General features: G+C 59.4%; 20 protein-coding genes and 1 tRNA gene. 7 read left to right on the top strand and 14 right to left on the bottom strand.

All coding sequences use genetic code 11. From position 1 onward, the window contains the following. Positions 1-55: 55 nt before the first annotated feature. Complete coding sequence (locus J1G37_RS20720; RefSeq protein ID WP_207045088.1) at positions 56-502, bottom strand: Lrp/AsnC family transcriptional regulator; 447 nt, start codon at positions 500-502, stop codon at positions 56-58. Between the two features lie 333 nt (positions 503-835). Here J1G37_RS20720 and J1G37_RS20715 point away from each other — a divergent pair, with 333 nt between their 5' ends. The 4 genes from J1G37_RS20715 to J1G37_RS20700 all read left to right on the top strand — a co-directional run bounded on the left by J1G37_RS20715 (position 836) and on the right by J1G37_RS20700 (position 5,107). Further along, positions 836-2,215 (top strand): integrase, encoded by a 1,380-nt coding sequence (locus J1G37_RS20715; RefSeq protein WP_207045085.1) that lies wholly within the window; start codon positions 836-838, stop codon positions 2,213-2,215. Between the two features lie 73 nt (positions 2,216-2,288). Beyond that, complete coding sequence (locus J1G37_RS20710; protein ID WP_207045083.1) at positions 2,289-2,867, top strand: hypothetical protein; 579 nt, start codon at positions 2,289-2,291, stop codon at positions 2,865-2,867. Between the two features lie 79 nt (positions 2,868-2,946). After that, positions 2,947-3,147, top strand: a complete 201-nt coding sequence (locus J1G37_RS20705; protein WP_207045081.1) for an AlpA family phage regulatory protein — start codon at positions 2,947-2,949, stop codon at positions 3,145-3,147. Between the two features lie 118 nt (positions 3,148-3,265). Continuing rightward, the gene (locus J1G37_RS20700) at positions 3,266-5,107 is read left to right on the top strand and encodes a YfjI family protein (protein WP_207045079.1); all 1,842 of its coding nucleotides are present in this window, start codon (positions 3,266-3,268) and stop codon (positions 5,105-5,107) included. 812 nt (positions 5,108-5,919) lie between these two features. Here the strand turns inward: J1G37_RS20700 and J1G37_RS20695 are convergent. The 5 genes from J1G37_RS20695 to rpsU form a co-directional block, all read right to left on the bottom strand. Continuing rightward, a tRNA-Ile gene (locus J1G37_RS20695) sits at positions 5,920-5,996 on the bottom strand. Positions 5,997-6,011: 15 nt separating this feature from the next. Next, entirely contained in the window at positions 6,012-9,755 is a 3,744-nt protein-coding gene (locus J1G37_RS20690; protein ID WP_207045077.1) for an EAL domain-containing protein, read from the bottom strand. Between the two features lie 122 nt (positions 9,756-9,877). Beyond that, complete coding sequence (gene rpoD, locus J1G37_RS20685) at positions 9,878-11,728, bottom strand: RNA polymerase sigma factor RpoD (RefSeq protein ID WP_017739518.1); 1,851 nt, start codon at positions 11,726-11,728, stop codon at positions 9,878-9,880. A gap of 67 nt (positions 11,729-11,795) precedes the next feature. Beyond that, positions 11,796-13,769, bottom strand: coding sequence for a DNA primase (gene dnaG / locus J1G37_RS20680; protein ID WP_207045075.1), 1,974 nt, complete (start codon positions 13,767-13,769; stop codon positions 11,796-11,798). 442 nt (positions 13,770-14,211) lie between these two features. Further along, a complete protein-coding gene (gene rpsU, locus J1G37_RS20675) occupies positions 14,212-14,427 on the bottom strand; it encodes a 30S ribosomal protein S21 (protein WP_002551877.1) in 216 nt (71 codons plus the stop codon). A 202-nt stretch (positions 14,428-14,629) separates the two neighbouring features. Between rpsU and tsaD the strand changes: the two genes are divergently transcribed. Further along, positions 14,630-15,655 carry a tRNA (adenosine(37)-N6)-threonylcarbamoyltransferase complex transferase subunit TsaD gene (gene tsaD / locus J1G37_RS20670; protein WP_017739515.1) on the top strand — a complete coding sequence of 342 codons (1,026 nt, stop codon included), beginning with the start codon at positions 14,630-14,632 and terminating at the stop codon, positions 15,653-15,655. Between the two features lie 32 nt (positions 15,656-15,687). On the opposite strand, the gene plsY is transcribed toward tsaD, so the two are convergent. Next, entirely contained in the window at positions 15,688-16,257 is a 570-nt protein-coding gene (gene plsY, locus J1G37_RS20665; protein ID WP_207045073.1) for a glycerol-3-phosphate 1-O-acyltransferase PlsY, read from the bottom strand. 74 nt (positions 16,258-16,331) lie between these two features. On the opposite strand from plsY, the gene folB reads away from it, so the two are divergent. Beyond that, positions 16,332-16,685 (top strand): dihydroneopterin aldolase, encoded by a 354-nt coding sequence (folB, locus tag J1G37_RS20660; RefSeq protein WP_053131128.1) that lies wholly within the window; start codon positions 16,332-16,334, stop codon positions 16,683-16,685. Continuing rightward, on the top strand, positions 16,676-17,194 hold the full coding sequence (folK, locus tag J1G37_RS20655) for a 2-amino-4-hydroxy-6-hydroxymethyldihydropteridine diphosphokinase (RefSeq protein ID WP_207045071.1): 519 nt from the start codon (positions 16,676-16,678) through the stop codon (positions 17,192-17,194). Before folB ends, folK begins: the two co-directional genes overlap by 10 nt. Here the strand turns inward: folK and J1G37_RS20650 are convergent. The 7 genes from J1G37_RS20650 to apaG form a co-directional block, all read right to left on the bottom strand. Then, positions 17,189-18,418, bottom strand: a complete 1,230-nt coding sequence (locus tag J1G37_RS20650) for a multifunctional CCA addition/repair protein (RefSeq protein WP_207045069.1) — start codon at positions 18,416-18,418, stop codon at positions 17,189-17,191. The two genes, folK and J1G37_RS20650, sit on opposite strands and share 6 nt — an antisense overlap. A 63-nt stretch (positions 18,419-18,481) precedes the next feature. Beyond that, entirely contained in the window at positions 18,482-20,047 is a 1,566-nt protein-coding gene (locus J1G37_RS20645; RefSeq protein WP_017739510.1) for a SpoVR family protein, read from the bottom strand. Continuing rightward, positions 20,044-21,315: a YeaH/YhbH family protein gene (locus J1G37_RS20640; protein WP_207045067.1), complete on the bottom strand. Its 1,272-nt coding sequence runs from the start codon at positions 21,313-21,315 to the stop codon at positions 20,044-20,046. Before J1G37_RS20640 ends, J1G37_RS20645 begins: the two co-directional genes overlap by 4 nt. Positions 21,316-21,428: 113 nt before the next feature. After that, on the bottom strand, positions 21,429-23,351 hold the full coding sequence (locus J1G37_RS20635) for a PrkA family serine protein kinase (protein WP_017739508.1): 1,923 nt from the start codon (positions 23,349-23,351) through the stop codon (positions 21,429-21,431). A gap of 285 nt (positions 23,352-23,636) precedes the next feature. After that, a complete protein-coding gene (gene glpE, locus J1G37_RS20630) occupies positions 23,637-23,966 on the bottom strand; it encodes a thiosulfate sulfurtransferase GlpE (RefSeq protein WP_124529355.1) in 330 nt (109 codons plus the stop codon). An 8-nt stretch (positions 23,967-23,974) separates the two neighbouring features. Continuing rightward, a complete protein-coding gene (locus J1G37_RS20625; protein ID WP_207045065.1) occupies positions 23,975-24,823 on the bottom strand; it encodes a symmetrical bis(5'-nucleosyl)-tetraphosphatase in 849 nt (282 codons plus the stop codon). Next, complete coding sequence (apaG, locus tag J1G37_RS20620; RefSeq protein WP_207045063.1) at positions 24,823-25,203, bottom strand: Co2+/Mg2+ efflux protein ApaG; 381 nt, start codon at positions 25,201-25,203, stop codon at positions 24,823-24,825. The genes J1G37_RS20625 and apaG overlap by 1 nt, the downstream gene beginning before the upstream one ends. Positions 25,204-25,246 lie beyond the last annotated feature (43 nt).

Below are 25,246 nucleotides of genomic sequence, written 5' to 3'. Positions count from 1 at the left end.
GACGCAATGTGTCGTCGTATTGAACTGTTTTTAGTCAAAGTGACGAAGTTGGCGGTCAGACTGGCTGTCCGCGATCCAATTTGTTGCTGAGGATGATCGAAGTGGTGGTTTTCTCCACGCCATCGACGCTGCCGATCTGGTCCAGCAACTGGTCAAGCTGCTCCGGCGAATCGGTGCGTAGCCAAGCCACGTAATCGAACTCGCCACTCACGGCGCACAACTGCTGGACCTGAGCCATCGCACTGAGGCGGCGCAGCACTTCCTTGCCTGAGCGCGGTTGTACCGTGATCCCGACATACGCTTGCAAACCGCCATCGGCCACCCGTTGGCCCAGGCGTACACCGTAACCGGTGATGACCTGGGTCTTTTCCAGGCGTGCCAGGCGCGAGGTCACCGTGGTGCGCGCGATGCCCAACTGCCGGGCGAGCATGGCCACGCTTTCGCGCGCGTTGATCTGCAGGGCGGCGATCAGTTGGCGGTCGATTTCATCTAGGGCGGGCAAGGGCGGGCTCCGGTGAGTGGGCGATGAGAGTGTGGACGCTTTTTGGACACTTTCGGTGTTTTATTCGGCGGGATGGGCCGGGAAACTATTGCGCCAGAAACGCGAAAGCCGCGCAATGCGCGGCTTTGGAGTTGGTGGGCCCACACGGACTTGAACCGTGGACCAAAGGATTATGAGGCATAAGATTACTTAATTTTGTGTAACGTTATGGAGTGCTAAGACCAGTAAATACAAGGCTTTCAGCTAGATCAATCGTTTCGTGACATTTCCCAAAAATCCCCTATATTGCTGGCATTCGTTGAGCAATTCGTTAAGCGGTTTTAGGGGCTGAAAGTGGCGCAGAAACTAGCTCACAGCAGAATCAATGCCTTGAAGAAAGGCACTTTGTCCGAGGCGCTGGACGTGAAGGGCTCAGGCTCGCTGATCTTTGAACGCAGGATTAGTGGAATATTGGTCTATCTGAGTCTGCGCCGTGACGGCAAGCAAGAGAGGCTCAAGCTGGGCAGCTATACAGATAGGCCCCTGACTGATTGGCGGACTTATGCCGCTGCTAGGTCGCTGGAGGTTCGCGGGTTCTCTACCATTGAGGATTACCAGAGCGCCCAAAGTGAGCGCCAGCGCACCGCGCAGCGAGCCGCCAATCTGGAGGCCAGGCAAGGCACTTTTGCGCAGTTGCTCGACGCCTATGTCGAGGATATGGAAAGACGTGGCAAGACCAGTGCTAAGGAAGTGTGCGGCGCTCTAAAACTGAACGTGCTAACCCCATTTCCTGAACTGTCCGCGCGTAAGGCTAAGGAGGTCGAGCCCGGTGATATTGCTGAGCTTCTGCGCCATTGCCTAAACCGGCCAGCCGCCAGCAAAGGGCGCGGGGTGCGGCTCACCACAGCTAACGCCACCAATGGCAAGAAGCGCCAAGCGGACAAGCTACGCAGCTATCTGCAAGCGGCATTCTCCTTTGGGCTGGCGAACGACCTTAACCCACTGCGTGCGGGTGACGCCGTTCAATATGGATTGAAATTCAATCCGGCGCGTGACGTACCGACCATCGAGGGCGCTAACCAGGCGAACACTTGGGCACTGACCAAGGATGAATTGAGGGCTGCCGTTCTCGCTGTCGAGGATCTACCTGAGCGTCGCCGTGCTATCGCCAAGGCCATGCTTTATCTCGCCGGGCAGCGCGTGGAAATGCTCTGCCGTGTTACTTGGCAGGACCTATACGACGATGGCGAGCATGGCCCGGTAATGCGTTTGCTGGATCTGAAAGGGGGAAAGGGCACCCCGCCGCGTGAGCATCTTCTGCCAATGGTCGAACGTCTGGGCGAGATTTTGGCCCCGTTGCTAGCCCTAGAGAGCGAAGGTAAAGCCCCTGGCCCGTTCTCACTGCGAGGCAAAGTGACGATTGCGCCGGGTACTGCACTGGATATTTTTCAGGGTCTAGGTGAACGCCTGGCGGGAGAGGGCAAGGCCCGCCGTTTCACCTGGCGCAACATGCGCGCAACTATCGAAACCCATTTGGCAGCGTTGGGCGTGAATCAGGAGCGCCGCGCTTGGCTGCTGTCGCATGGTCGGAGCGGGGTACAGGCAAAGCACTATGACCGTTGGAACTATCTACCGGAAAAGCGCGCTGATTTGGACAGGTGGGCGCGCTACTTGGATGAACTTGTGGGAGTCGTGCCTGCGGGCAACGTGGTGCAACTGCGGGGGCGTGGTTGATGAGCGATTGGGCCGTACGTGCTGCGAAGGTGTCAGCAGCAGAAGTTATCCAGTTCAACCGGGAGGCCAGCGCATGACTACCAAAGAAAAGGAAAAGACTTTAAGCGATCTATTTGATGACTGGCAGAAACGTCCGGACTCACCTGCGCTCAGCGATCTTGAAAATTTCAAGGCGCGTGTGCTGGCCGTATTCGCTGAGGATGAAACGCGACAACGCAGCGACCGCAATGCCTTCGACGCAATGAATTCAGCGCTCAAACATACAATGAAGGCTATCAAGGTGCTGGAGGCTGTTCACGCTAAAGGTTACAGCAATAGGCAAAGCCGCCGACTTCTGGAACTTCTGGGGGAGGCATACAATGGTGCGGGCGCGAAAGATAAAGGCGAGCGCCACATAAGCCACTACCACGCCGACTCTGATAGTTGGGTTGACTCAGTACTGACCGCAACATCTAAAAAAAAGAGATCCGCAACAGCTCGGTTAATTTTTAACCTGGAAAACCTGTGGTTCTCTGAGTTCAAAGAAAGACCGAACAACGCTGATGAACCAAAGTTTTACATATTCGCGGGAGACATGATGGGAATCGACCCGAGTAGCGTTAAAAAGCAAAGGGAGCGCACCGTGCCACCCGTGCAGACAGATAGGGGCTAAAAAAACGGCTTATCTGTCCAGCCTCGAAAACCATTGGAATGGGCAAGCTGAAACCTCTCATTTCTAGAGGCTTCATAACATGCACCAAGAAACCGACCCCATTTTCCGTAACAAAGCCGCAGCAGATTACTTGGGTAGTATCTCGCTTGTGACCCTTTGGCGTCTTTCCCAGACCGAGGACTTCCCCCGCAAGATCAAGCTTAGCGCCCGCGCCGTGGGCTATCGGAAATCCGAGCTTGATGCCTGGCTGGCTACCCGCCAGGGCGAGGCGCGCAAATGAAGAAAGCCGCCCCCAATACCAGCAGAGCAGCCCGCGCAAGGCCAATCCTAACACCCATACCGCCGCTCAAGAACAGCACTCGGCTGTTGCTGCTGGCGCCGCTAACGAAGGTGGCGTAATGAATATGCCCTTTGAGCCTGGTGAGGATCTGTCCGACGGACCCGACCTTGATAGCCCGCCAGATTATGAGCAAGTGCCTGACGATGCGTACCTAGCAGACGTGGAAAGCGGAATGTTTGGTGATGACCTGAATAATGCCGAGCAGGGCTATGAACACGCAGCGCCGACAAAGGAGTCTGATCCGTCTGCCGAGCTTGCGGCTAGTGATGATCCGTTTGCCGACGAGCCCAGTACCGCGCCGCCTGCCGACACTCGCCCACGACTACCCAATGGGGAGCTAGACATGGGACCGGCACTAGCTCCCAAGCCTATCGGGCTTATTAAAAAGCCTGCACCAAACCGCCATTATGTTCCCGAGTTTCTGGAGCCGATCCCCGAGCCACGCCCGATACCGGACTCTCTGCCGCCAGTTTCGGCGTTTGAATCGGAGATGCTGCCGGAGTCGATTCGTGGCTATGTGATGGACGTGTCGCAGCGTATGCAGGCAGCACCCGATTACGCTGCTGTAGTAGCTATTTGCGCTTTGTCCGGCGTCCTTGGCAGAAAGGTACTGATCCGCCCAAAACAGCATGACGACTGGACAGTGACACCGACCGCATGGGGCGCTGTGATTGGTGGGCCTAGCACGATGAAATCACCTTCGATGGCAGAGATGCTACGACCCGTCCACAGTATTGAGGCGCGCGCGGCTACTGAGTGGAAGGAACGTATCAAGCTGCACAAGGCCGAAGTCGAGGTAGCCGAAATTGGAAACGGACTCGCCAAGGTTGCCGCCAAAAAGATGATTCAGGACGGGCGTAAGGAAGAAGCAATCATGTACTTGGCTGCGTCGGAGTGTGGCGAGGAGGAGCCAACGTTACAGCGTGTCATTGTGAACGATGCTTCGGTCGAGGCGCTGGGCGAGCGAATGCAGGAGAACCCAAACGGCCTGCTAATGGTACGTGACGAACTGTCCGGCTGGATAAGCACGCTGATGCAGGAAGACCGCCAGCCGGATCGCGCATTCTTTCTGGAGGCATTCAACGGTAATAGCAGTTTTACCTATGACCGCATCGGGCGCGGCACCGTCCGTATCGAGAACTGCACACTGTCCGTTATTGGCGGCATTCAGCCCAGCAAAATAGCACCGCTTGTGCGTGGCGCTGTGCGTGGCACGGCTGACGATGGCCTGATTCAGCGGCTTCAGCTTGCCGTCTGGCCTGACCCTATCAAGTCGTGGCAATGGGTTGACCGGGCACCCGACCCGCAATCCCACGCTCGCTACTGTGATGCTTTCGACCGCCTGCACGCCCTGGAGCTGCCGGTCGAGGAGGAAGGTTCAGCCTGCCTGCGATTCAGTACAGACGCTCAAGCGATGTTCATCGAGTGGATGGAGGAAATACAGACTGCCGCCCGGGGCGATGATATGCCCGAAGCGATGCAAAGCCACCTGTTGAAAATGCCTAAGACCGTTTCCGGCTTGGCGCTGCTGTTCGAGTTGCTGGACGGCGGCACCGAATCGGTCGGAAAGGTTGCTACTGCTCGTGCTCTGGATTGGGCGGACTACCTGCGCACCCATGCCAACCGCCTATACAGCGCCACTACGCACGGTGGCATCGAAGGCGCGCGATTGATCTTGAAGCGTAAGGCAAAGCTACCGAACCCGGTTAAGGCCCGTGAGATTCATCGGCGGGGGTGGAGTGGCCTGTCCACACCCGAGGAGGTCGCTAGCGCGCTGGAGGTGCTGATCGATTACGGGCATCTGATGGAGTTGGAGGTCGATTCCGCAGTGACTGGAGGCCGACCGACCAAAGCGTACAGATGGATCGGGGAGGTCGGTAACGATGGGCAGATGGGTTGAGAGAGCACAGAAATGCCCTGACGACATACCGACAAAACTGACAGAACCGAGTTTTGTCGGTTTTGTCAGTACCCCATCGAACTGTTTTCAGGAAAAAACGCCGGTTGAGCAGAAGGTCGCCCAGATCCTCGGGGAGGATGGCAAGCCGTCGCACCACATCTTTACAGCCGCTACGGCCTCACCTGAATGGCGCAACGCCCGTGACCAATACCTGAATCACCTAATGGTCTGTCGTGCCTGCCATGCTCCGACAAGCCGCTACTGCCCCGCTGGTACTGAGCTGCGCGCCGCCTACAACGTCGCATCTGGTGCTGACCATGCCTAGCCAACAGGACGCACTGCGCAAGCTGTGGAAGGCATATCACAAGCACAATACGGCGGTGATGCTGGCCTGGTTTGCAGGAAGGATGCAGCGCGGGCAACCCAGTAGCCTGCCATTCCCTAATGAGTTGCGCGGCATGACATGCGGGGCCAAGACCCGGGCGGGTACGCCATGCAAGCGCCGAGACCTATTCAAGTCCGGCAGATGCCGCTTACACGGAGGGCTATCGACGGGGCCAAAGAGGAAGCAAACCCCATGAGGTGTTGAGTATTCCTAAGGTAAACCGCGCCGGTGTGCGTATTGGTCTATTACTCGAACAAGCCTGGCAGCCGCTGGGCTTTTTTGTGCGTGATTAAAAAGCATCGGGCGAGAAGTGGCACTCAAGTGCCGATGAGGGGCAGCCGCCAGCATTCGTTTAGCAATTCGTTAGAGATTTGAGTCTATAAACACAAACGGCCTACGCCGAAATGACGTAAGCCGTTGATTTTATTGGTGGGCCCACACGGACTTGAACCGTGGACCAAAGGATTATGAGTCCTCTGCTCTGACCAACTGAGCTATAGGCCCTTAACAGGTCGCGGATTATAGCGATGGTTTCTCTGCTGTGCTATCCGAAAAATCCTCAAGGCTCATACGAAGAAAGCTCGCGGCAAAAAGCTCGGGCGGCAGGGGCAGGCTGACGATGTAGCCTTGCATCTGTTCGCAGCCTTCTGCGGCAAGGAATGCCTGTTGCGCGGGGTTTTCCACGCCTTCGGCGATGATGGTGAATTGCATGCTGTGGCCCAGGGCGATGATGGCACGGACGATGGCGGCGTCGTGGGGGTCGTCGGGCAGGCCGCGGACGAAGGATTGGTCGATTTTCAGGAAGTCCAGCGGCAGGCGCTTGAGGTAGCTGAGGGATGAATAGCCGGTGCCAAAGTCGTCAATCGCCAGTTGTACGCCCAGTTGCTTGAGTTGGTGCAGGACTGCCAGCGCTTCTTCGGCCTGGCTCATGATGAAGTTTTCGGTGATCTCCAATTGCAGGCAGCCGGGTTCGAGGCGGTAGTCGTGCAGCAGTTGTTCGATGCGTGACAGCAGGTTGGGGTGGCGCAGTTGCGCGCCGGCGAGGTTGACCGAGAGTGTGCCGAAGTCGTCGAAGGTGCGACGCCAGGCGTGCATTTGTCGGCAGGCTTGTTCGAGTACCCAGTCGCCAATCTGCAGGATCATGCCGTTTTCTTCGGCCAGGGCAATGAAGTGTTCGGGGGGCACGTCGCCAAAGGTCGGGTGGTGCCAGCGGATGAGGGCTTCTGCGCCGATCAGTTCTTGCGTCACCAAGCTGAGTTTTGGCTGGTAGTACAGGCTCAGCTCGTCGCGTTCGATGGCGCGGCGCAGTTCGTGCTCCAGGGCCACGCGTTCGTTGGCTTGGGCGGTGAGGTCGCGGGTGTAACTCTCGACCCGGTTGCGGCCCTTGGCCTTGGAGCGGTACATCGCGGCGTCGGCGTTCTTCACCAGGGTGGCCACGTCGGTGCCGTCCTGGGGGTAGAGGCTGGTGCCGATACTGGCGCTGATAAAGAACTCGTGTTCGCCGGCCTGGAACGGTGGGGTGAAGCACGCCAGCAGTTTGTTCGCGAGGTAGTCGGCGTCGGTGGCGTGTTGCAGGCCAGGCAGCAGGATGATGAATTCATCGCCACCGAGGCGGGCGACGGTATCGATGTCGCGCAGTTGCTCCTTGAGGCGCACGGCGATGTCCTTGAGCAAGAGGTCGCCAATGGGGTGGCCGAGGCTGTCGTTGATGTGTTTGAAACGGTCGAGGTCGAGAAACAGCACGGCGCCTTGCTTGCCGGTTTCTTGATGGCCGTTGAGGGCGGCCTGCAGTCGGTTTTCGAACAGGGTGCGGTTGGGCAGGCCGGTCAGTGGGTCGTGGTGTGCCTGGTAGTCGAGGCGCGCCTGGGCCAGCTTGAGGCTGGAGATATCGGCAAACACCGCGACAAAGTGCGTGATCAACTGCTCGCGGTTGCGCACGGCGCTGATCGTCAGCCAACTCGGATAAACCTCGCCATTCTTGCGGCGGTTGGAAATCTCGCCCTGCCAATGCCCTTGGGCCGTCAGTTGATGCCACATCGCGGCATAAAACGCGCTGTCGTGCAGCCCGGAGGCGAGCAGGCGCGGGGTGTGGCCCAGGGCTTCGGCCTCGCTGTAGCCGGTGATCTCGCTGAAGGCGCGGTTGACTGCGCTGATGTTCTGCCGGGTGTCGGTGATCAGCACGCCTTCGGCGGTGCTTTCGAAGACCGTGGCGGCCTGTTGCAGCTTCTCCTGCATCAGTTGGCGTTCGGTGATGTCGCGGGCGATGGTGAGCATGCAGTCGTCATCGCCAATGGGCAGTGGCCGGCTGGACAACTCGCAGAGGCGGATCTGCCCGTCGCTGCGGCGGATATGGCAGATGAAGTCGCGGACAAAACCGTCGCGGTGCATCAGTTCCAGCATGTGCTTGCGTTCGTTGAGATCGACCCAGATGCCCAGGTCCAAGGCGGACTGGTCGAGGGATGCCGCGCTGTTGAAACCGGTAATACGGCTGAAGCCATCGTTCACTTCGATCAGCAGGCCATCGCTCTGGCGGCTCAATAGCAGGCCGTCGGGTGAGGCATGGAACGCCTTGGCGAATTTTTCTTCCGAGGTTTGCAGCTGCTGCTGGGTTTCCTTGAGCTGGGAGATGTCGCGCACCACCACCACGATGGCTTCGATGGTGTCGAGTTGGAACGGCTCGGCGGAAATCAGGCCGGTAAAGGCTTGGCCGTTGCTGCGCCGAAAGGCCATCTCCAGGTTGCGGATACTGGACGTCTGCACCCGTTGCAGCAGGTCTGGGCCGGTACCCTCGGTCCCCCAGATGTTCAGCGCCGTGCCGGTTTTACCTACCACCTCTTCGGCGCTCAGGCCAACCTGGTCCTCGAACGCCTTGTTCACTTCCAGCAGGCAGCCATCGGACAGCCGGGCGATTATCAATATGTCCGGGCATTGCTGAAATACCGAGGCAAACTTTTGCTCGGACAGTTGCAGGGCTTCTTCCGTGCGCTTGGCTTCGCTGATGTCGATCATCAAGCCGCGCAGTACGGGCTCATGGCCGTGTTCAATCAGGCTGACAATATCGCGCACCCACAGACAGTGGCCATCGGCGGTGATGACGCGGTAATCAATGCTGTGGTCGCGGTTGGCGCGGGTTTCGCGCAAACAGTAGGTTTCGGCGCGTGTCAGGTCGGCTGGGTGAATGATGTTGCGCCAGAAACCGGGGATCAGCCAGTGCGCGCGGGGATAGCCCAGCAGGTCCTCGGCGTGGGGCGACACGTAGCTGTAGGTGAAATCGACAACGCTGGCTTCCCACGCGATAGCAGACAGGCTCTCCACCAAGCCGCGATAGTGGTATTCGCTGCTGCGCAGTTCTTGCTCTAGCGCGACGCGGCGGGATATTTCCGAGCTGAGCCGGCGATTGATGCGAATGACGATGGCCAGCACGGTGCTCAGCAGCAATACCGCCGGCAAGCCGTAGGTCAGCAGGTCAGTCCAGAACTCACGGTGATCGGTAATGCTGCCCACCCAGTGTTGCTGGATGGCGTCGGTTTCTTGCGGGCTGAGGTCGGCGAGGACTTTATCGAGGATGCCGACCAGCATTTTGTTGTCCCGGGGCACGCCCATCGCCAGTTGGTAGCGGTAGGGCGTTTCGCCACTGACGTACAAGCCATCGAGTTTCAGTTGGCGCAGGCTCCAGACGCTGGAGGCGAGGTCACCGACCACGGCGTCCACTTCGTCGGTCGCCAGTGCTTGCAGGGTCGAACTGACATTCGGCATGGCCACCAGGTTGAGGTCGGGGTGATGGGTGCGCAGCAGTTCATGGGGCGCGTAATTCTCCACCACGGCAATTTTCAGCCCGTAGAGGTCCTTGAGGTTGTGCGGCTTGGCGCCGCCCTCATGGGCCAGGATCACGATGGGAAAGTCCAGGTAGGGGCGCGTGAACGCCATATAGCTCTGGCGCTCCGGGGTGGACATGATGCCGGGCAGCAAATCCAGTTGGTTGTTCCTGGCTTGTTCGAGCACAGCGCTCCAACTGGCCGGTTCGATCAGCTTGATCCTCACGCCCAGGCGGTCCTGGATCAGGCGCACGTAGTCTGCGGCCAGGCCTTGGTAGTGGCCATTTTCATCGCGGTATTCGAAGGGTGGCCATGACGCATCCACCCCCAGCCGCAGCTCCTGATGGTCCGCCAGCCAGCCACGCTCATCATCGGTAAGAGTCAACGCGCCAGCCGTTGCGGTCCAGGTCAGCAGCGACAGCAGCAACACAGTCGGCAATCTGGGCATAACGGTCTCGTTATGGCACGGGGAATGTTTCGAGTGTAGACGGGCATTGCGGGGGGAGGGGGGTTACGCAGAGTTTTCTCGATGCAAAACAAAACCCCCGGCCTGGGCCGGGGGTTTTGGTATCACTCGTCGAGGAAGGAGCGCAGATGCTCGCTTCGCGTCGGGTGGCGCAACTTGCGCAGCGCCTTGGCTTCGATCTGACGGATCCGCTCGCGGGTCACGTCAAACTGCTTACCGACTTCCTCAAGGGTGTGGTCGGTATTCATGTCGATGCCGAAACGCATGCGCAGTACCTTGGCTTCACGGGCAGTGAGGCCGGACAGTACGTCGCGAGTCGCTTCTTTAAGGCTCTCAACGGTGGCGACATCGATTGGCGACTGCATGGTCGAGTCTTCGATGAAGTCGCCCAGATGGGAGTCTTCGTCATCACCGATCGGGGTTTCCATGGAGATCGGCTCTTTAGCGATCTTCAATACCTTGCGGATTTTATCCTCAGGCATTTCCATGCGTTCGCCCAGCTCTTCCGGGGTCGGTTCGCGACCCATTTCCTGCAACATCTGCCGGGAAATACGGTTGAGCTTGTTGATGGTCTCGATCATGTGCACCGGAATACGGATGGTGCGGGCCTGGTCGGCGATCGAGCGAGTGATCGCCTGACGGATCCACCAGGTGGCATAAGTCGAGAACTTGTAGCCGCGACGGTATTCGAACTTGTCCACAGCCTTCATCAAGCCGATGTTGCCTTCCTGGATCAGATCGAGGAATTGCAGGCCACGGTTGGTGTACTTCTTGGCGATGGAGATCACCAGACGCAAGTTCGCTTCAACCATCTCTTTCTTCGCGCGGCGGGCCTTGGCCTCACCGATCGACATGCGACGGTTGATGTCCTTGATCTCGGCAATTGTCAGGCCGGTCTCGGTTTCAAGCGCAGTCAGCTTTTGCTGGCAACGGATGATGTCCGGCTGCAGGCGACCGATGGCTTCAGCGTATTTCGCCTTGCCTTTGGCCAGTGCGTCGGACCAGCTTTCGTCAACTTCGTTGCCCGGGAACTGGCGCAGGAAGTCGGTACGCGGCATGCGCGCATCACGGACACAGAGCTGCATGATCGCACGCTCTTGTGCACGCAGACGCTCAAGGGCGCTACGAACGCGTTCAACCAGGCCTTCGAATTGCTTCGGGACCAGCTTGATCGGCATGAACAGCTCAGCCAGGGCCAGCAGCTCGGCGATTGCCTGCTTGTTGGCGCGACCGTGCTTCTTCAAAGCCTTGCGGGTGATTTCCATTTGATCGGAAACCGCACCGAAACGCTGGGCAGCAATGATCGGGTCTGGACCGCTTTCGACTTCTTCTTCGTCGTCGGTGCTGGCTTCAGCCTCGTCGTCGTCGGTGTCATCGTCCGCTTTCGCGGCTTTGGCATCGACAGGCGGCGGTACTTCGGCAGCAGGCGGCGCGATGCCGTCGTCCGGGTCGATATAACCGCTCAGGACGTCGGACAGGCGGCCACCTTCGGTGGTGACGCGAGTGTACTCGGAGAGAATGTGGTCAACCGTGCCAGGGAAGTGCGCGATTGCGCCCATCACTTCACGGATACCCTCTTCAATACGCTTGGCGATTTCGATTTCGCCTTCGCGTGTCAGCAACTCGACGGTACCCATTTCACGCATATACATGCGCACAGGGTCAGTCGTGCGACCGATGTCGGTCTCCACCGCGGCCAACGCAGCAGCGGCTTCTTCAGCGGCTGCCTCGTCGGTATCGGCGTCGGCCAACATAAGGGCGTCCGCATCCGGAGCACTCTCGTGTACGGGGATCCCCATGTCATTAATCATGCGGATGATGTCTTCCACCTGCTCTGGATCTGAAATATCCTCAGGCAGGTGATCGTTGACCTCTGCGTAAGTCAGATACTTCTGCTCACGACCAAGGGTGATCAACTCTTTGATACGAGACTGCTGTTGCGCTTTTCCGGACATAACACCCTATCCACTGAAGGTCTTGGCGGGCAAAAAACAAGCCGAGGATTATACCCGAGCTATGACCTCACACGCCAGCTGAGGTCGGGTTTGATGCGGAAACATTCTGTTTTAAGAGGTCGCGCATCTGTTTTGCTATCTGAATTTGCTCTTCAGCCGATAATCCAGGCTGCCTTGCTCTCTTGATGAGTTCATCGAGGGTCTGCGTGTGCTGGCCCTCGGATAACCTAGTAATGGTGTCTAAAAACTGTTGTTCAAGGTTATCGCCGTCAATTAGCCACTCCTTTTCCGCGAGTGCCTTCAACAAGCGACCTTGTTCGGTGCCGTGCCAGCGAGCCATCAACTGAATTGAGTTTAGCTTAGGATTTTTCTGCACTGCTTCAATCAGCGCGATTAGCACCTGGGCGTACGTGTTGCTGGCGTTGGCAAAGTGATCGGCGCTTTCAACCTTTCCCGCCAATTGCGGGTGATGGATGAGCGTGCGCAGGGCAATCAAGGTTGGCGCTTCTACGGCGACCGGGGTGCGGGGGGCGTGAGCCTCGTCGCGATTGCCGCGCTTGCCGTCCTTGCTCCAGGGTTTCTTGTCCCATTGCTTGCCGCCGGCGCCGGGTTTTTTCGGTTTCCACTCCTGCTGGGGCGTGTAGGTCTCGTGCGGTTGGTGGAAGTCGCCATAGTCCGGCATGGCGTCGTAATCCATGCCTGGGTCGTAGGCTGGTGGCGGTGCATCTTGCGGCGCGCTGTGGGCCAGCTGGTTGACCGCTTCGCCGCTTAGTCCGGTGATTTCCTGCAAGCGCTGACGCATCAGGGTGCGCAAGTTGGCACCCGGTACCTTGTCGATCAGCGGCGCAGCGAGGGTGGCCATGTGGGCCTTGCCTTCGAGGGAGCGCGGATCGGCCTCTTCGGTCAGTTGCTGGAAGAAGTAGTCCGCCAGCGGCTGCGCATGTTGATTGATGCGTGCGCGGAATGCGTCGGTGCCTTCGGAGCGGACCAGGGTGTCCGGGTCTTCGCCTTCGGGCAGGAACAAAAAGCGCGCACGGCGCCCGTCTTGCAGGCTCGACAGCGTGGCTTCGAGCGCGCGCCAGGCGGCGTTGCGGCCGGCCTGGTCGCCGTCGAAACAAAACAACACGCTGGGCACAACACGAAACAGGCGCTTCAAGTGTTCTTCGCTGGTGGCGGTACCCAGGGTTGCCACCGCGTTGCGCAGGCCCTGCTGGGCGAGCGCAATCACATCCATATAGCCTTCAACCACGATGATCTCATCGAGGTTGCGGTTGTTCTTGCGCGCTTCGAACAGCCCGTAGAGTTCCTGGCCCTTATGGAATACCGGGGTTTCCGGGGAGTTCAGGTACTTGGGCTTGTCGTCCCCCAGTACCCGGCCACCGAACGCGATGATGCGGCCACGGCTGTCGCGGATCGGGAACATCACGCGGTCGCGGAAGCGGTCATAGCGCTTGCCGGTCTCGGCGTTCTCCACCAAGAGGCCGGCGTCGATCATGGCTTTTTGTTGCAGGGTGTCGCTGCTCAGGTGCTTGTACAGGTTGTCCCAGCCGGGTGGGGCAAACCCCAGGCCGAAGTCACGGGCGATTTCGCCGGTGAGGCCGCGACCCTTGAGGTAGTCGACGGCGGCCTTGCGCTGCGGATGGCTTTTAAGCGCCTGACGATAAAAGTCGGCAGCGGCCGTCAGCAGTGGGTACAGCGGCGAATCGGTGGGTTGGCGCGGTTTGTGCGGGCGGCCACTTTCTTCGCGCGGGACTTCCATGCCGGCAGCCTTCGCCAGGTCCTCGATGGCCTGGGGGAAATCCAGGTTGTCGTGGTCCATGAGAAAGCCGAGGGCGTTGCCGCCCGCGCCGCAGCCGAAGCAGTAGTAGAACTGCTTGTCGGGGCTGACGCTGAACGACGGGGTTTTCTCTTTGTGAAACGGGCAGCAGGCCGTGTAGTTCTTGCCGGCTTTTTTCAATTGCACGCGCGAGCTGACAACATCGACGATGTCGGTGCGGTTCAGAAGGTCGTCAATAAAGCTCTGGGGAATCAGCCCGGCCATGGCGTTCTCGTCATCACTGCGTGTAAATGAGGGCCCGCGATGTGCTCGGGCGCACGTATCGTGGCTCGATCATCAGCTGTCTGCTTGGGCTTTCAGGAAGTGTATCTGCCGTTCATTCACTGACGTTAATTTCAATCAGCTTTTCGGCATGGAAATGTTGCCCCGGCATCCGGTGCTGGCCAATGGTGGGCCTCGGAAGCTCGTGCAGGCACAGCCGACTCAGTTGATCGCCTGTTTGTAGGATAAGTGTGCTCGTCAGTAGCCTTGTTAGACTCGTCAGAAGAGACGTGCACCGCTGGCAGAAGAGCCAGTCCTGACGTGTGAAGCAGTTGTTTCGGTCGCGTGTGCGGCGTCAACAGTGAAGCATCAAGCGATATCCGCAAATGCCAACAGCCCGGCTGAGGGCCGGGCTTGGCAGAAGCTTGCTACGAACGTCTGTGTATTAGTACAGACGAACGGCGCGGCGCTGTTCGCGCTGAACTTTCTTAGCGTGACGCTTAACAGCGGCTGCTGCTTTGCGCTTACGCTCAGAAGTTGGCTTCTCGTAAAATTCGCGGCTACGAACTTCAGCCAGTACACCGGCTTTTTCGCAGGAGCGCTTGAAACGACGCAGAGCTACGTCGAAGGGTTCGTTCTCTTTAACTTTGACGGCTGGCATCCAGAGCTACCTTCTTTCATTACCGGGATCAACGTTCTCGTCGCAAGAAATTCGCGGCTGAGGTCGTCGGTTTTTAAGGGTTGCGGATGTTAACCCCTCATTGCCCGGAATGCAAAGCCTCTGATCGAAAACCGCTAGTCGGGAGGGGGAGTGGCGACTATTATGCGCGCCTTCGAATTCAGCCTCTACAAGGCGCAAACCCATGCTAGTACTGGGACTTGAAACCTCCTGCGACGAAACCGGTGTCGCACTTTACGACAGTGAACGCGGGCTTTTGGCCGATGCACTGTTCAGTCAGATCGACCTGCACCGCGCCTATGGCGGCGTGGTGCCGGAGCTTGCCAGCCGCGATCACGTCAAACGCATGCTGCCGTTGATTCGCCAGGTGCTGGACGAGGCGGGCTGCGTGCCGACCGAGATCGACGCGATCGCCTACACCGCAGGCCCTGGATTGGTCGGAGCCCTGCTGGTTGGGGCTTCTTGCGCTCAGGCGCTGGCCTTTGCCTGGGGCATTCCGGCCCTTGGCGTGCACCACATGGAAGGCCATTTACTAGCGCCGATGCTGGAAAAAACACCGCCCGAGTTCCCGTTCGTCGCTTTGTTGGTTTCCGGCGGTCATACACAGCTGGTTCAGGTAGACGGCATCGGCCAATACACCCTCCTGGGTGAATCGTTGGATGACGCCGCCGGCGAAGCCTTCGACAAGACTGCGAAGATGATGGGCCTCAATTATCCAGGTGGCCCGGAAATCGCCCGTCTCGCCGAAAAAGGTGTGGCCGGTCGCTATACCTTCCCGCGGCCGATGTGTGATCGCCCGGGCCTGATGTTCAGCTTCAGCGGCCTGAAAACCTCTGCACTGAATACCTGGCAGCACAGCGTCAGCGCCGGGGACGACAGTGAGCAAGCCCGTTGCGACATCGCGCTGGCGTTCCAGCAGGCCGTGGTGGAGACTTTGACCATCAAGTGCAAGCGTGCCCTCAAGCAGGCCGGGATGAAGCGCCTGGTGATCGCTGGCGGCGTCAGCGCCAACAAGGCCTTGCGCACGTCGTTGGAAAAAATGCTCGGCGACATGAAAGGGGATGTGTTCTATGCGCGCCCTGAGTTCTGCACCGATAACGGCGCGATGATTGCCTATGCGGGCTGCCAGCGCTTGCAGGCCGGGCAGCATGAAAGCCTGGCGATCAGCGTGCAGGCGCGCTGGCCGATGGAGCAGTTGTCGCCGCTGTAACGCGTAACCTGAGCCAGGTTCATCGCGGGTATTTAAAAATGCCGTTCGCGCCCGGCAAACAGGTCGCGTAAATTGCCGCGGTGGCGCCAGACGATCAGCAGTGTCAACACGCTCATCGGCAACAGCGCCGCCGGTTCCTGCCAGGCTAGTAACGGCAGGGTCAGCGGGGTGGCGATCAGCGAGGCGAGCGAGCTGGTGCGGGTCAGGTAGAACGTCAGCAGCCAGGCGATAACGGCCAGCAAGGCCGCGGGTGGGTAGATCCCCAGCAGCATGCCGGCTGCCGTGGCGACACCCTTGCCGCCGCGAAAGCGGAAGTACAGGGGAAACAGATGGCCGAGGACGGCGCACACGCCGATCCACGCCTGCTGTTGCAGGGTAAGGCCGGCGAGGCTGGCGATCAGCACGGGCAACAGGCCCTTGCACAGGTCGCCCAGCAACGTCAGCACGGCGAGCTTCTTGCCGGCCAGGCGCAACATATTGGTGGCGCCGGCATTGCCTGAGCCACTCATTCGCGGGTCGGGATTTCCCGTCAGGCGGCTGAGCAAAATGGCGAAGGACAGCGAGCCGAGCAGGTAGGCGAGAATCGCCAGTAACCAAAACATGCTAACTATTCCGGGCGAGGACGCCCTGATTCTAACGGGGCATCGCGCCCTTGTCGTGCTGCGGAGAAGAGTGCTTGGACAGAGTGTTTATCGAAGGCCTGGAAGTTGACACCGTGATCGGGGCCTACGACTGGGAGCGCGGAATCCGCCAATGCCTGCGCCTGGACCTGAGCTTCGCCTGGGACAACCGCCCGGCGGCGGCCGGTGACGACCTGACCTTGGCCTTGGACTACGCCAGTGTGTCCACACGTATCCAGGCGTTTGCCGAGCAATCGCAATATCAGCTGGTTGAAACCTTCGCCGAGCGCTTGGCCGAAGTGTTGATGAGCGAGTTCCAGATTCCCTGGCTGCACCTCAAGTTGACCAAGCCCGGGGCCGTGCCGGCTGCCAAGGGTGTGGGCGTGGAGATCGAGCGCGGATGTCGCTAACTCAGGTTTACCTTGGCCTTGGCAGCAATATCGAGCGCGAGACTCATCTGTGCGCCGGCCTTGACGCGCTGGCGAGTTTTTTGACGGATATCCGCTGCTCGGCGGTGTTCGAAAGCCAGCCGGTGGGCATCAAGAGTGGTCCGTTCTTCAATCTGGTAGTGTCGGCCTATACCGACCTGCCGCTGATGGAGCTGGATCGCCGCTTGAAATTCATCGAGGCCGACAATGGCCGTTATGCGCCGGAGCGCAAGGGCCTGCCGCTGGATATCGACGTGCTGTTGTATGGCGACCTGGTGGGCAATTTCGATGGCTTGATCCTGCCGCGCGCAGAAATCCTCAAGAATGCCTTCGTGCTGTGGCCGCTGTCGTTGATGGCGCCACAGCGTGTGCACCCTGAAGTGGGCAAGACGCTGGCCGAGCTGTGGCGCGATACGCAGATCGACCAGGTGCTGGCCCCTGTGGGGTTTGAATGGCAGGGCCAGCAACTGACGCCGAGTTCGCTTCTATAGGCTGTGCTGTTCCTTGTAGGCTTTCAGCGCCTTGAGCCGTTCGCGCTTGAGCGCTTCGCCCAGTTCCGGGCCTTTGAAGCCTTGCTCCAGCAGTGGCGCCACTGCCACTTCGCGCGCAGCCTTGGCTGCGCCGCGCAAATAATCGGCCTGTGGATAACTGCGTTGCTCGAAACCCTTGCGGCCCCGGGCGTCCATTTCGCAGGCGACCACAAACTCTTCAAAGCGCTGCGGCCGACGGTACACGTCAAAACTCTGCAGCAACTCCAGCAATGTCGAGGCCTTCAGCTCCAGGGCGCGGTGGCCGTGGGTGTGATATTGGCAGACCAGTAGCGCCAATTCCTGGCAATCCCTCGGTACCTTGAAGCGTTCGTTGACCGCCTTGACCAGCTTCAAACCGGTGTGTTCGTGGGCAATATGCTGCGGCAACTTATCCACAGGTGTCAGGCCTTTGCCCAGGTCATGCAACAGGCAGGCCCAGCGTACGGTCAGCGGCTGTTTGTACGCGGCGGCCTGTTCCAGCACGCTCAAGGTGTGTACGCCGGTATCGATTTCGGGGTGATGGGTCGCAGGTTGCGGCACGCCGAAGAGCGCATCTACTTCCGGCATCAAGGTTTTCAGCGCAGCGCAATCCCGTAGGACCTGGATGAATACCTGAGGCTGATCCTCCATCAGTGCGCGAGAGATTTCTTTCCAGCTGCGCTCCGGGGTCAGGGCTTCCAGTTCACCGGATTCGCTGAGTTGGCGCATCAGTTCCAGGGTTGGTGGTGCAATGGTGAAACCCAGGTTGGCGTAGCGTGCGGCGAAGCGGGCAACGCGCAGGACTCGCAGTGGATCTTCGGCAAAAGCGGGGGAAACGTGACGCAGAACGCGCGCTTCGAGATCGCGCTGGCCGCCATAAGGATCCGTCACATTGCCATCGTCGTCTTCGGCCATGGCATTGATGGTCAGGTCACGGCGGATCAGGTCTTCTTCCAGCGTGACGTCGGGGCTTGCGTGGAACACAAAGCCGCCGTAACCCCGGCCGCTCTTGCGTTCGGTGCGGGCGAGGGCGTACTCGTCGCCGTTTTTCGGGTCGAGGAACACCGGGAAGTCCGAGCCTACCGGCTTATAGCCCAAGGCAAGCATCTCTTCGGCCGTGGCGCCGACCACAACACGGTCAATGTCGGTGACCGGGATGCCCAGCAGGCGATCGCGTACCGCGCCGCCGACTTTATAGATTTTCATGAAAAAGCCTCCATTAGCCCCACAGGATAACGCCTGTGCCTGGCCAATGGAGGCTTTGCGGTTTCAGAGATGCACGACGGCCAGGTCCAGGCGGCCGTAGTCGTTGTCGTTGTGATCGCTGCGCGGTGGCACATGGTGGGTTTTCATCACCTGGTCGCCCTGCAGGGTTTCCAGGTGGATGTCGAAGCCCCAAAGCCTGTGCAGGTGCTTGAGCACTTCTTCGGTGGATTCGCCCAGGGGTTTGCGGTCGTGTTGCTGGTGGCGCAGGGTCAGCGAGCGGTCGCCGCGCACATCGATGCTGTAGATCTGCACGTTGGGCTCACGGTTACCCAGGTTGTATTGCGCCGCCAGGGTCTCGCGGATGGTGCGGTAGCCGGGTTCGTCGTGGATGGCGGGTACCACCAGGTCATCCTTGAGGTCGTCGTCGAGGATACTGAACAGCTTGAGGTCGCGAATCACCTGGGGTGACAGGTATTGCAGGATGAAACTCTCATCCTTGAAGCTGCTCATGGCGAACTTGATCGTGGACAGCCAATCGGTGCCGGCGATTTCCGGGAACCAGCGGCGGTCCTCTTCGGTGGGGTGTTCGCACATGCGCCGGATATCACGGTACATGGCAAAACCCAGGGCGTAGGGGTTGATGCCGCTGTAATACGGGCTGTCGAAGCCGGGTTGGAATACCACGCTGGTGTGGGAAGTAAGGAACTCCATCATGAAGCCGTCGGTGACCAGGCCTTCGTCATACAGGTCGTTCATCAGCGTGTAGTGCCAGAACGTTGCCCAGCCTTCGTTCATCACCTGGGTTTGGCGTTGTGGATAAAAGTACTGGGCGATCTTGCGCACGATACGCACGATTTCCCGTTGCCACGGCTCCAGCAGCGGCGCGTGTTTTTCCAGGAAATACAGGATGTTTTCCTGAGGTTCGGCGGGGAAGCGTGCATTGTCCTTGTCGCTGTTCTTGCCGGTCTTTTTCGGAATGGTGCGCCACAGGTCGTTGATCTGCTTTTGCAGGTGCTCCTCGCGCTCCTTCTGGCGCAGGCGTTCTTCCTCGGCAGAAATCGGGTACGGGCGTTTGTAGCGGTCCACGCCGTAGTTCATCAGCGCATGGCAGGAGTCGAGCAGGTCCTCCACGGCGTCGATGCCGTGGCGTTCCTCGCATTGCATGATGTACTGCTTGGCGAACACCAGGTAGTCGATGATCGAGCTGGCATCGGTCCAGGTGCGGAACAGGTAGTTGCCCTTGAAAAAGCTGTTGTGCCCGTAGCAGGCATGCGCCACCACCAGCGCCTGCATGCAGATGGTGTTTTCTTCCATCAGGTAGGCGATGCACGGGTCCGAGTTGATGACGATCTCGTAAGCCAGGCCCATCTGCCCGCGGCTGTAGGACTTCTCGGTGCTGAGGAAGTGTTTGCCGTAGGACCAATGGTGATAGCCCAGGGGCATGCCGACCGAGGCATAGGCATCCATCATCTGCTCGGCGGTGATCACTTCGATCTGGTTGGGGTAGGTGTCCAGGGCATAACCCGCCGCGATGCGGCTGATTTCCCGGTCGTAGGCCTGGATCAGTTCAAAGGTCCACTCGGAACCCGTGGAAATCGGTTGGCGTCTTTGCTCTTTTTTGGCGGTCATGTCACTAACCTGCGCTGGAAGAGTTCACGGAAGACCGGGTAGATATCGCCGGCCGAGACCAATTGCTGCTGGGCGAACGTGTCGGCAAAGGCTTCGCCGATGCGCTCGTATTCGAACCACAGGGCCTGGTGCTCACGGGGGGTGATTTCAACGTAAGTGTAGTACTGCACGAACGGCATGATCTGGTTGATCAGGATGTCGCGGCAGATCGGCGAATCGTCGTTCCAGTTGTCACCGTCCGAAGCCTGGGCGGCGTAGATGTTCCACTCGTTGGCCGGGTAGCGTTCGGCCATGATCTCCTGCATCAGCTTCAGCGCGCTGGAAACAATGGTGCCGCCGGTTTCCCGTGAGTAGAAGAACTCCTCTTCGTCCACTTCCCGGGCGCTGGTGTGATGGCGGATGAACACTACGTCGATCTTGTCGTAGTTCCGCTTCAAGAACAGGTACAGCAAGATAAAGAAGCGCTTGGCGATGTCCTTGGTGGCCTGGGTCATGGAGCCGGAGACGTCCATCAGGCAGAACATCACCGCCTTGGAGCTGGGGTTGGGCTGCTTGACCAGCAAGTTGTATTTAAGGTCGAAGGTGTCGAGGAACGGCACGCGGTGGATACGCGCGCTGAGTTTCTCGATTTCCGTCTCGATTTCCTGGATATCGCCGAAGTTGTCCGGTTCTTCACGTTTCAGGCGGGCCAATTCTTCCTTGGCTTCCTTCAATTTGGCGCGGCTGCTGCCAGACAGGGCGATACGCCGCGCATGGGCCGAGCGCAGGGTGCGGATGATGTTGATGCGCGACGGGTTGCCCTCGTTGCTGATCCCCGCGCGCACGGTCTTGAAGGTGTCGGTGCCGGTGAGGTTGCGCTTGACCAGGTTGGGCAGCTCCAGGTCTTCGAACATGAATTCGAGGAATTCCTCCTGGGTGATCTGGAACACGAACTCATCCATGCCCTCGCCGGAGTTGCCGGCCTTGCCCGGGCCTTTGCCGCCGCCGCCACCTTGGGGGCGCTGGATATGCTCGCCGGTGGTGAACTCCTTGTTGCCCGGGTGTACCACCGTCTGTTTGCCGCCCCGGCCGTGGTGCAGCACCGGTTCGTCGATGTCCCGTCCGGGAATGCTGATTTGTTCGCCATGTTCCATATCGGTGATGGAGCGGCGGCTGACGGCCTCTTCCACGGCCTTTTTGATGTGGTCACGGTAACGCCGCAGGAAACGCTGGCGGTTTACCGTGCTCTTGTTCTTGCCATTGAGGCGTCGGTCGATCACATAGCTCATGGGGAGCCCTCCGGGCAGCTTCACGTTACAAGCTTCAAACTGCGAGCTGGAAGCTTAAAGACAGGCGGTCAGTTGCCAGGCCCAAGGCCTGGCACTGCACGCGCGTCGCTGCCTTACTGCGATTTGCGAACCCGCAGGTACCACTCGGAGAGCAGCCGTACCTGTTTGTCGGTGTAGCCGCGTTCGACCATGCGTGTGACGAAGTCGTTGTGTTTTTGCTGGTCCTCCTTGCTGGCCTTGGCGTTGAAGCTGATGACCGGCAGCAGATCCTCGGTGTTGGAGAACATTTTCTTCTCGATGACCACCCGCAGCTTCTCGTAGCTGAGCCAGGTCGGGTTCTTGCCGTTGTTGTTGGCCCGGGCACGCAGCACGAAGTTGACGATTTCGTTGCGGAAATCTTTCGGGTTGCTGATACCGGCCGGTTTCTCGATTTTCTCCAGTTCCTCGTTGAGGGCTACGCGGTTGAGAATCTCGCCGGTTTCCGGGTCGCGGTATTCCTGGTCCTGGATCCAGAAGTCGGCGTACAGCACGTAGCGGTCGAAGATGTTCTGGCCGTACTCGCTGTAGGACTCCAGGTACGCGGTCTGGATTTCCTTGCCGATGAACTCGATGTAGCGCGGCGCCAGGTATTCCTTGAGGAAGCGCAGGTAGCGTTCGCGGGTCTCGGCCTGGAATTGCTCCTGTTCGATCTGCTGTTCCAGCACATAGAGCAGGTGCACCGGGTTGGCGGCGATCTCGTGGGGGTCGAAGTTGAAGACCTTGGACAGGATCTTGAACGCAAAACGTGTCGACAGGCCGTTCATGCCCTCATCCACACCGGCGGTGTCGCGGTATTCCTGGATCGACTTGGCCTTGGGGTCGGTGTCCTTGAGGTTTTCGCCGTCGTACACGCGCATCTTCGAGTAGATGTTCGAGTTTTCCGGCTCCTTGAGGCGCGACAGCACGGTGAACTGGGCGAGCATCTTCAGGGTGTCGGGTGCGCAGTGCGCCTTGGCCAGGGAGCTGTTGAACAGCAGTTTGTCGTAGATCTTGATTTCATCGCTGACCCGCAGGCAGTACGGCACCTTGACGATATAGATCCGGTCGATGAAGGCTTCGTTGTTCTTGTTGTTGCGGAAGGTGTGCCACTCCGATTCGTTGGAGTGGGCCAGCAGGATCCCGGTGAACGGAATCGCGCCCAGGCCTTCGGTACTGTTGTAGTTGCCTTCCTGGGTGGCGGTCAGCAGTGGGTGCAGCACCTTGATCGGTGCCTTGAACATCTCCACGAACTCCATCAGGCCCTGGTTGGCCCGGCACAGCGCGCCCGAGTAGCTGTAGGCGTCGGCGTCGTTCTGCGGGAATTCTTCGAGCTTGCGGATATCGACCTTGCCCACCAGCGCCGAGATGTCCTGGTTGTTTTCGTCGCCTGGTTCGGTCTTGGCCACGCCGATCTGGTTGAGGATCGAGGGGTAGAGCTTGACCACGCGGAACTGGCTGATGTCACCGCCGAACTCGGCCAGGCGCTTGGTGGCCCAGGGCGACATGATGGTGTTGAGGTAGCGGCGTGGAATGCCGAAATCTTCTTCGAGGATCGCGCCATCTTCGGTGGCGTTGAACAGGCCCAGGGGCGACTCGAAGACCGGCGAGCCCTTGATCGCGTAGAAGGGCACCTTCTCGATCAGTTGTTTGAGCTTTTCGGCCAGGGACGATTTACCGCCACCGACGGGGCCGAGCAGGTAGAGGATCTGTTTCTTCTCTTCCAGGCCTTGGGCGGCATGGCGGAAGTAGGAGACGATCTGGTCGATGCATTCTTCCATGCCATGGAAGTCTTCAAAGGCCGGGTAGCGGCGGATCACCTTGTTGGAAAAAATCCGCGACAGGCGCGAGTTGTTGGAGGTGTCTACCAGCTCCGGCTCGCCAATCGCCAGCAGCAGGCGCTCGGCGGCAGACGCATAGGTACTGCGGTCCTTTTTGCACAGCTCAAGATACTCCTGCAGCGTGAGCTCTTCTTGCTGTGTGGACTCGAAGCGTTGTTGGAAGTGGCTAAAAATACTCATGACGTCGTCACCTCGCTCGATACGTGGAGCCGACGCCGGATCAATCAGTCGATGCTGGCAGTCATTGACGATCGCCAATGGCCGTTTTCCCCCCAGAACACCCTGAAACGCTACCGATGACCCGCACGCCGGTGTACCGGCTCTCCCCTGATTCGGATGGCCTGCGCTTAAGGATAGTTCGGAATCGGGGAGGTCAAGGCGCGATGCGTAATTAGTTTGGCCGCGCCGTTCGTCAGAAACGGCGCGAGGCCAAGCGTCACGCGGGGTAGCGGGGTTTGAAAAAAATTATTGCGAATCGCCCGAGGCAATTTCCGCAGGAAACGTCGTACGCCACAGCTCAAAGCCACCGTCCAGGCTATAGACGTCGGAGAAGCCCTGGCTGATCAGGTAGGCGGCTGCGCTCTGGCTGGAGTTGCCGTGGTAGCAGGCCACGATCACCGGCGCATCGAGGTCGGCTGCGCGGATGAAGTCGGCGATGTTGACGTTGTCCAGGTGTTGGGCGCCGGTGATGTGAGCCGCCACGTAGGTAGGCTGATCACGGATGTCGACGACCACTGCGCCTTGCCCGCGCAGGGCCTGGGCTTGTTCGGGGGAGATGCGTTTGAATTCGCTCATGGGGGCTCCTAGGGCTTGGCGGCCGGCAGGGTAACGGAAAGGGGGGATTCGCACTGGCAGCTGTGGCGCTCGCCGGTGTCGATGTTCATCAGGGTCATGGCGCCGCCCCACACGCAGCCGGTGTCGAGGGCGAACACGCCGGGTTCATTGCACTTGCCTTCGAGGGCTGCCCAGTGGCCAAAGATGATCTTTGTGTCACGGGTCTTGCGCTCTTTGTGGGCGAACCAGGGTTTGTAGCCGGGCAGTGCGGTATCGGCACCTTCCTTGCTCTTGAGGTCCAGTTTGCCTTCGGCGGTGCAGAAGCGCATGCGGGTGAAGTAGTTGGTGATCACGCGCAGGCGGGCAACGCCCGTCAGGTCGTTGTCCCACTTCACGGGATCGTTGCCGTACATGCCGTCGAGGTAGGCGGTGTACAGGCTGTCATCGGCCATGGCGGCTTCGACTTCGGCGGCGCACTTGAGGGCTTTTTTCAAGGTCCATTGGGGCGGGATGCCCGCATGGACCAAGGCCATGTTGCGGGCCTCGTCGTAGTGCATGATCTTCTGGCGGCGTAGCCAGTCGAGCAAGTCGGCACGGTCCGGTGCTTCGAGGATTTCCCGCAGGGTGTCGCCCTTTTTCAGGCGCTCGATGTTTTTGCTGGCCGCCAGCAGGTGCAGGTCGTGGTTGCCCAGCACGCACACCAGGGCATCGCGCAGGCTATATAGGTAGCGCAAGGTTTCCAGGGATTGGGGGCCGCGGTTGACCAGGTCACCGACCAGCCACAGGCGGTCGCGGGTTGGATCGAAGGACACGCGTTCAAGCAGGCACTTGAGAGGTTCCAGGCAGCCTTGCAGGTCGCCGACCGCGTACGTCGCCATCAGTGCAGGGCTCCCGGCACGGCGAGGCGAAAGGGCGCGATGATCGCGTCGAACAACTGGCCATCGGTGGCTTTCATCTGATACGAGCCCTGCATGGTGCCGACCTTGGAGGTCATCACCGTGCCGCTGCTGTAAGTGTGGCTGGCTCCGCAATCAATCAACGGCTGCTGGCCAACCACGCCCGCACCGCGCACTTCTTCGACCTGGCCGTCGCCGTCGGTGATCACCCAATGGCGCGACAGCAGCTTGGCCGGCACCAGCCCGTTGTTTTTCACCGTGATGGTGTAGGCAAAGGCGAAGCGATTATGTTCGGGTTGCGATTGGTCCGCCAGGAAGCGGGTGACGACGCTGACGTCGATCTGGTAGCGAGGATCGGACATGCAAGAGGCCTTAAAAGCAAAAGCGGGGGGACAGCAGATGCGG

Source organism: Pseudomonas sp. Marseille-Q1929 (genome assembly GCF_017316265.1).
Taxonomy (GTDB): Bacteria; Pseudomonadota; Gammaproteobacteria; order Pseudomonadales; family Pseudomonadaceae; genus Aquipseudomonas.
Note: the sequence above shows the minus strand (reverse complement) of the source record. Positions and strands in the feature narration are given on the sequence as shown.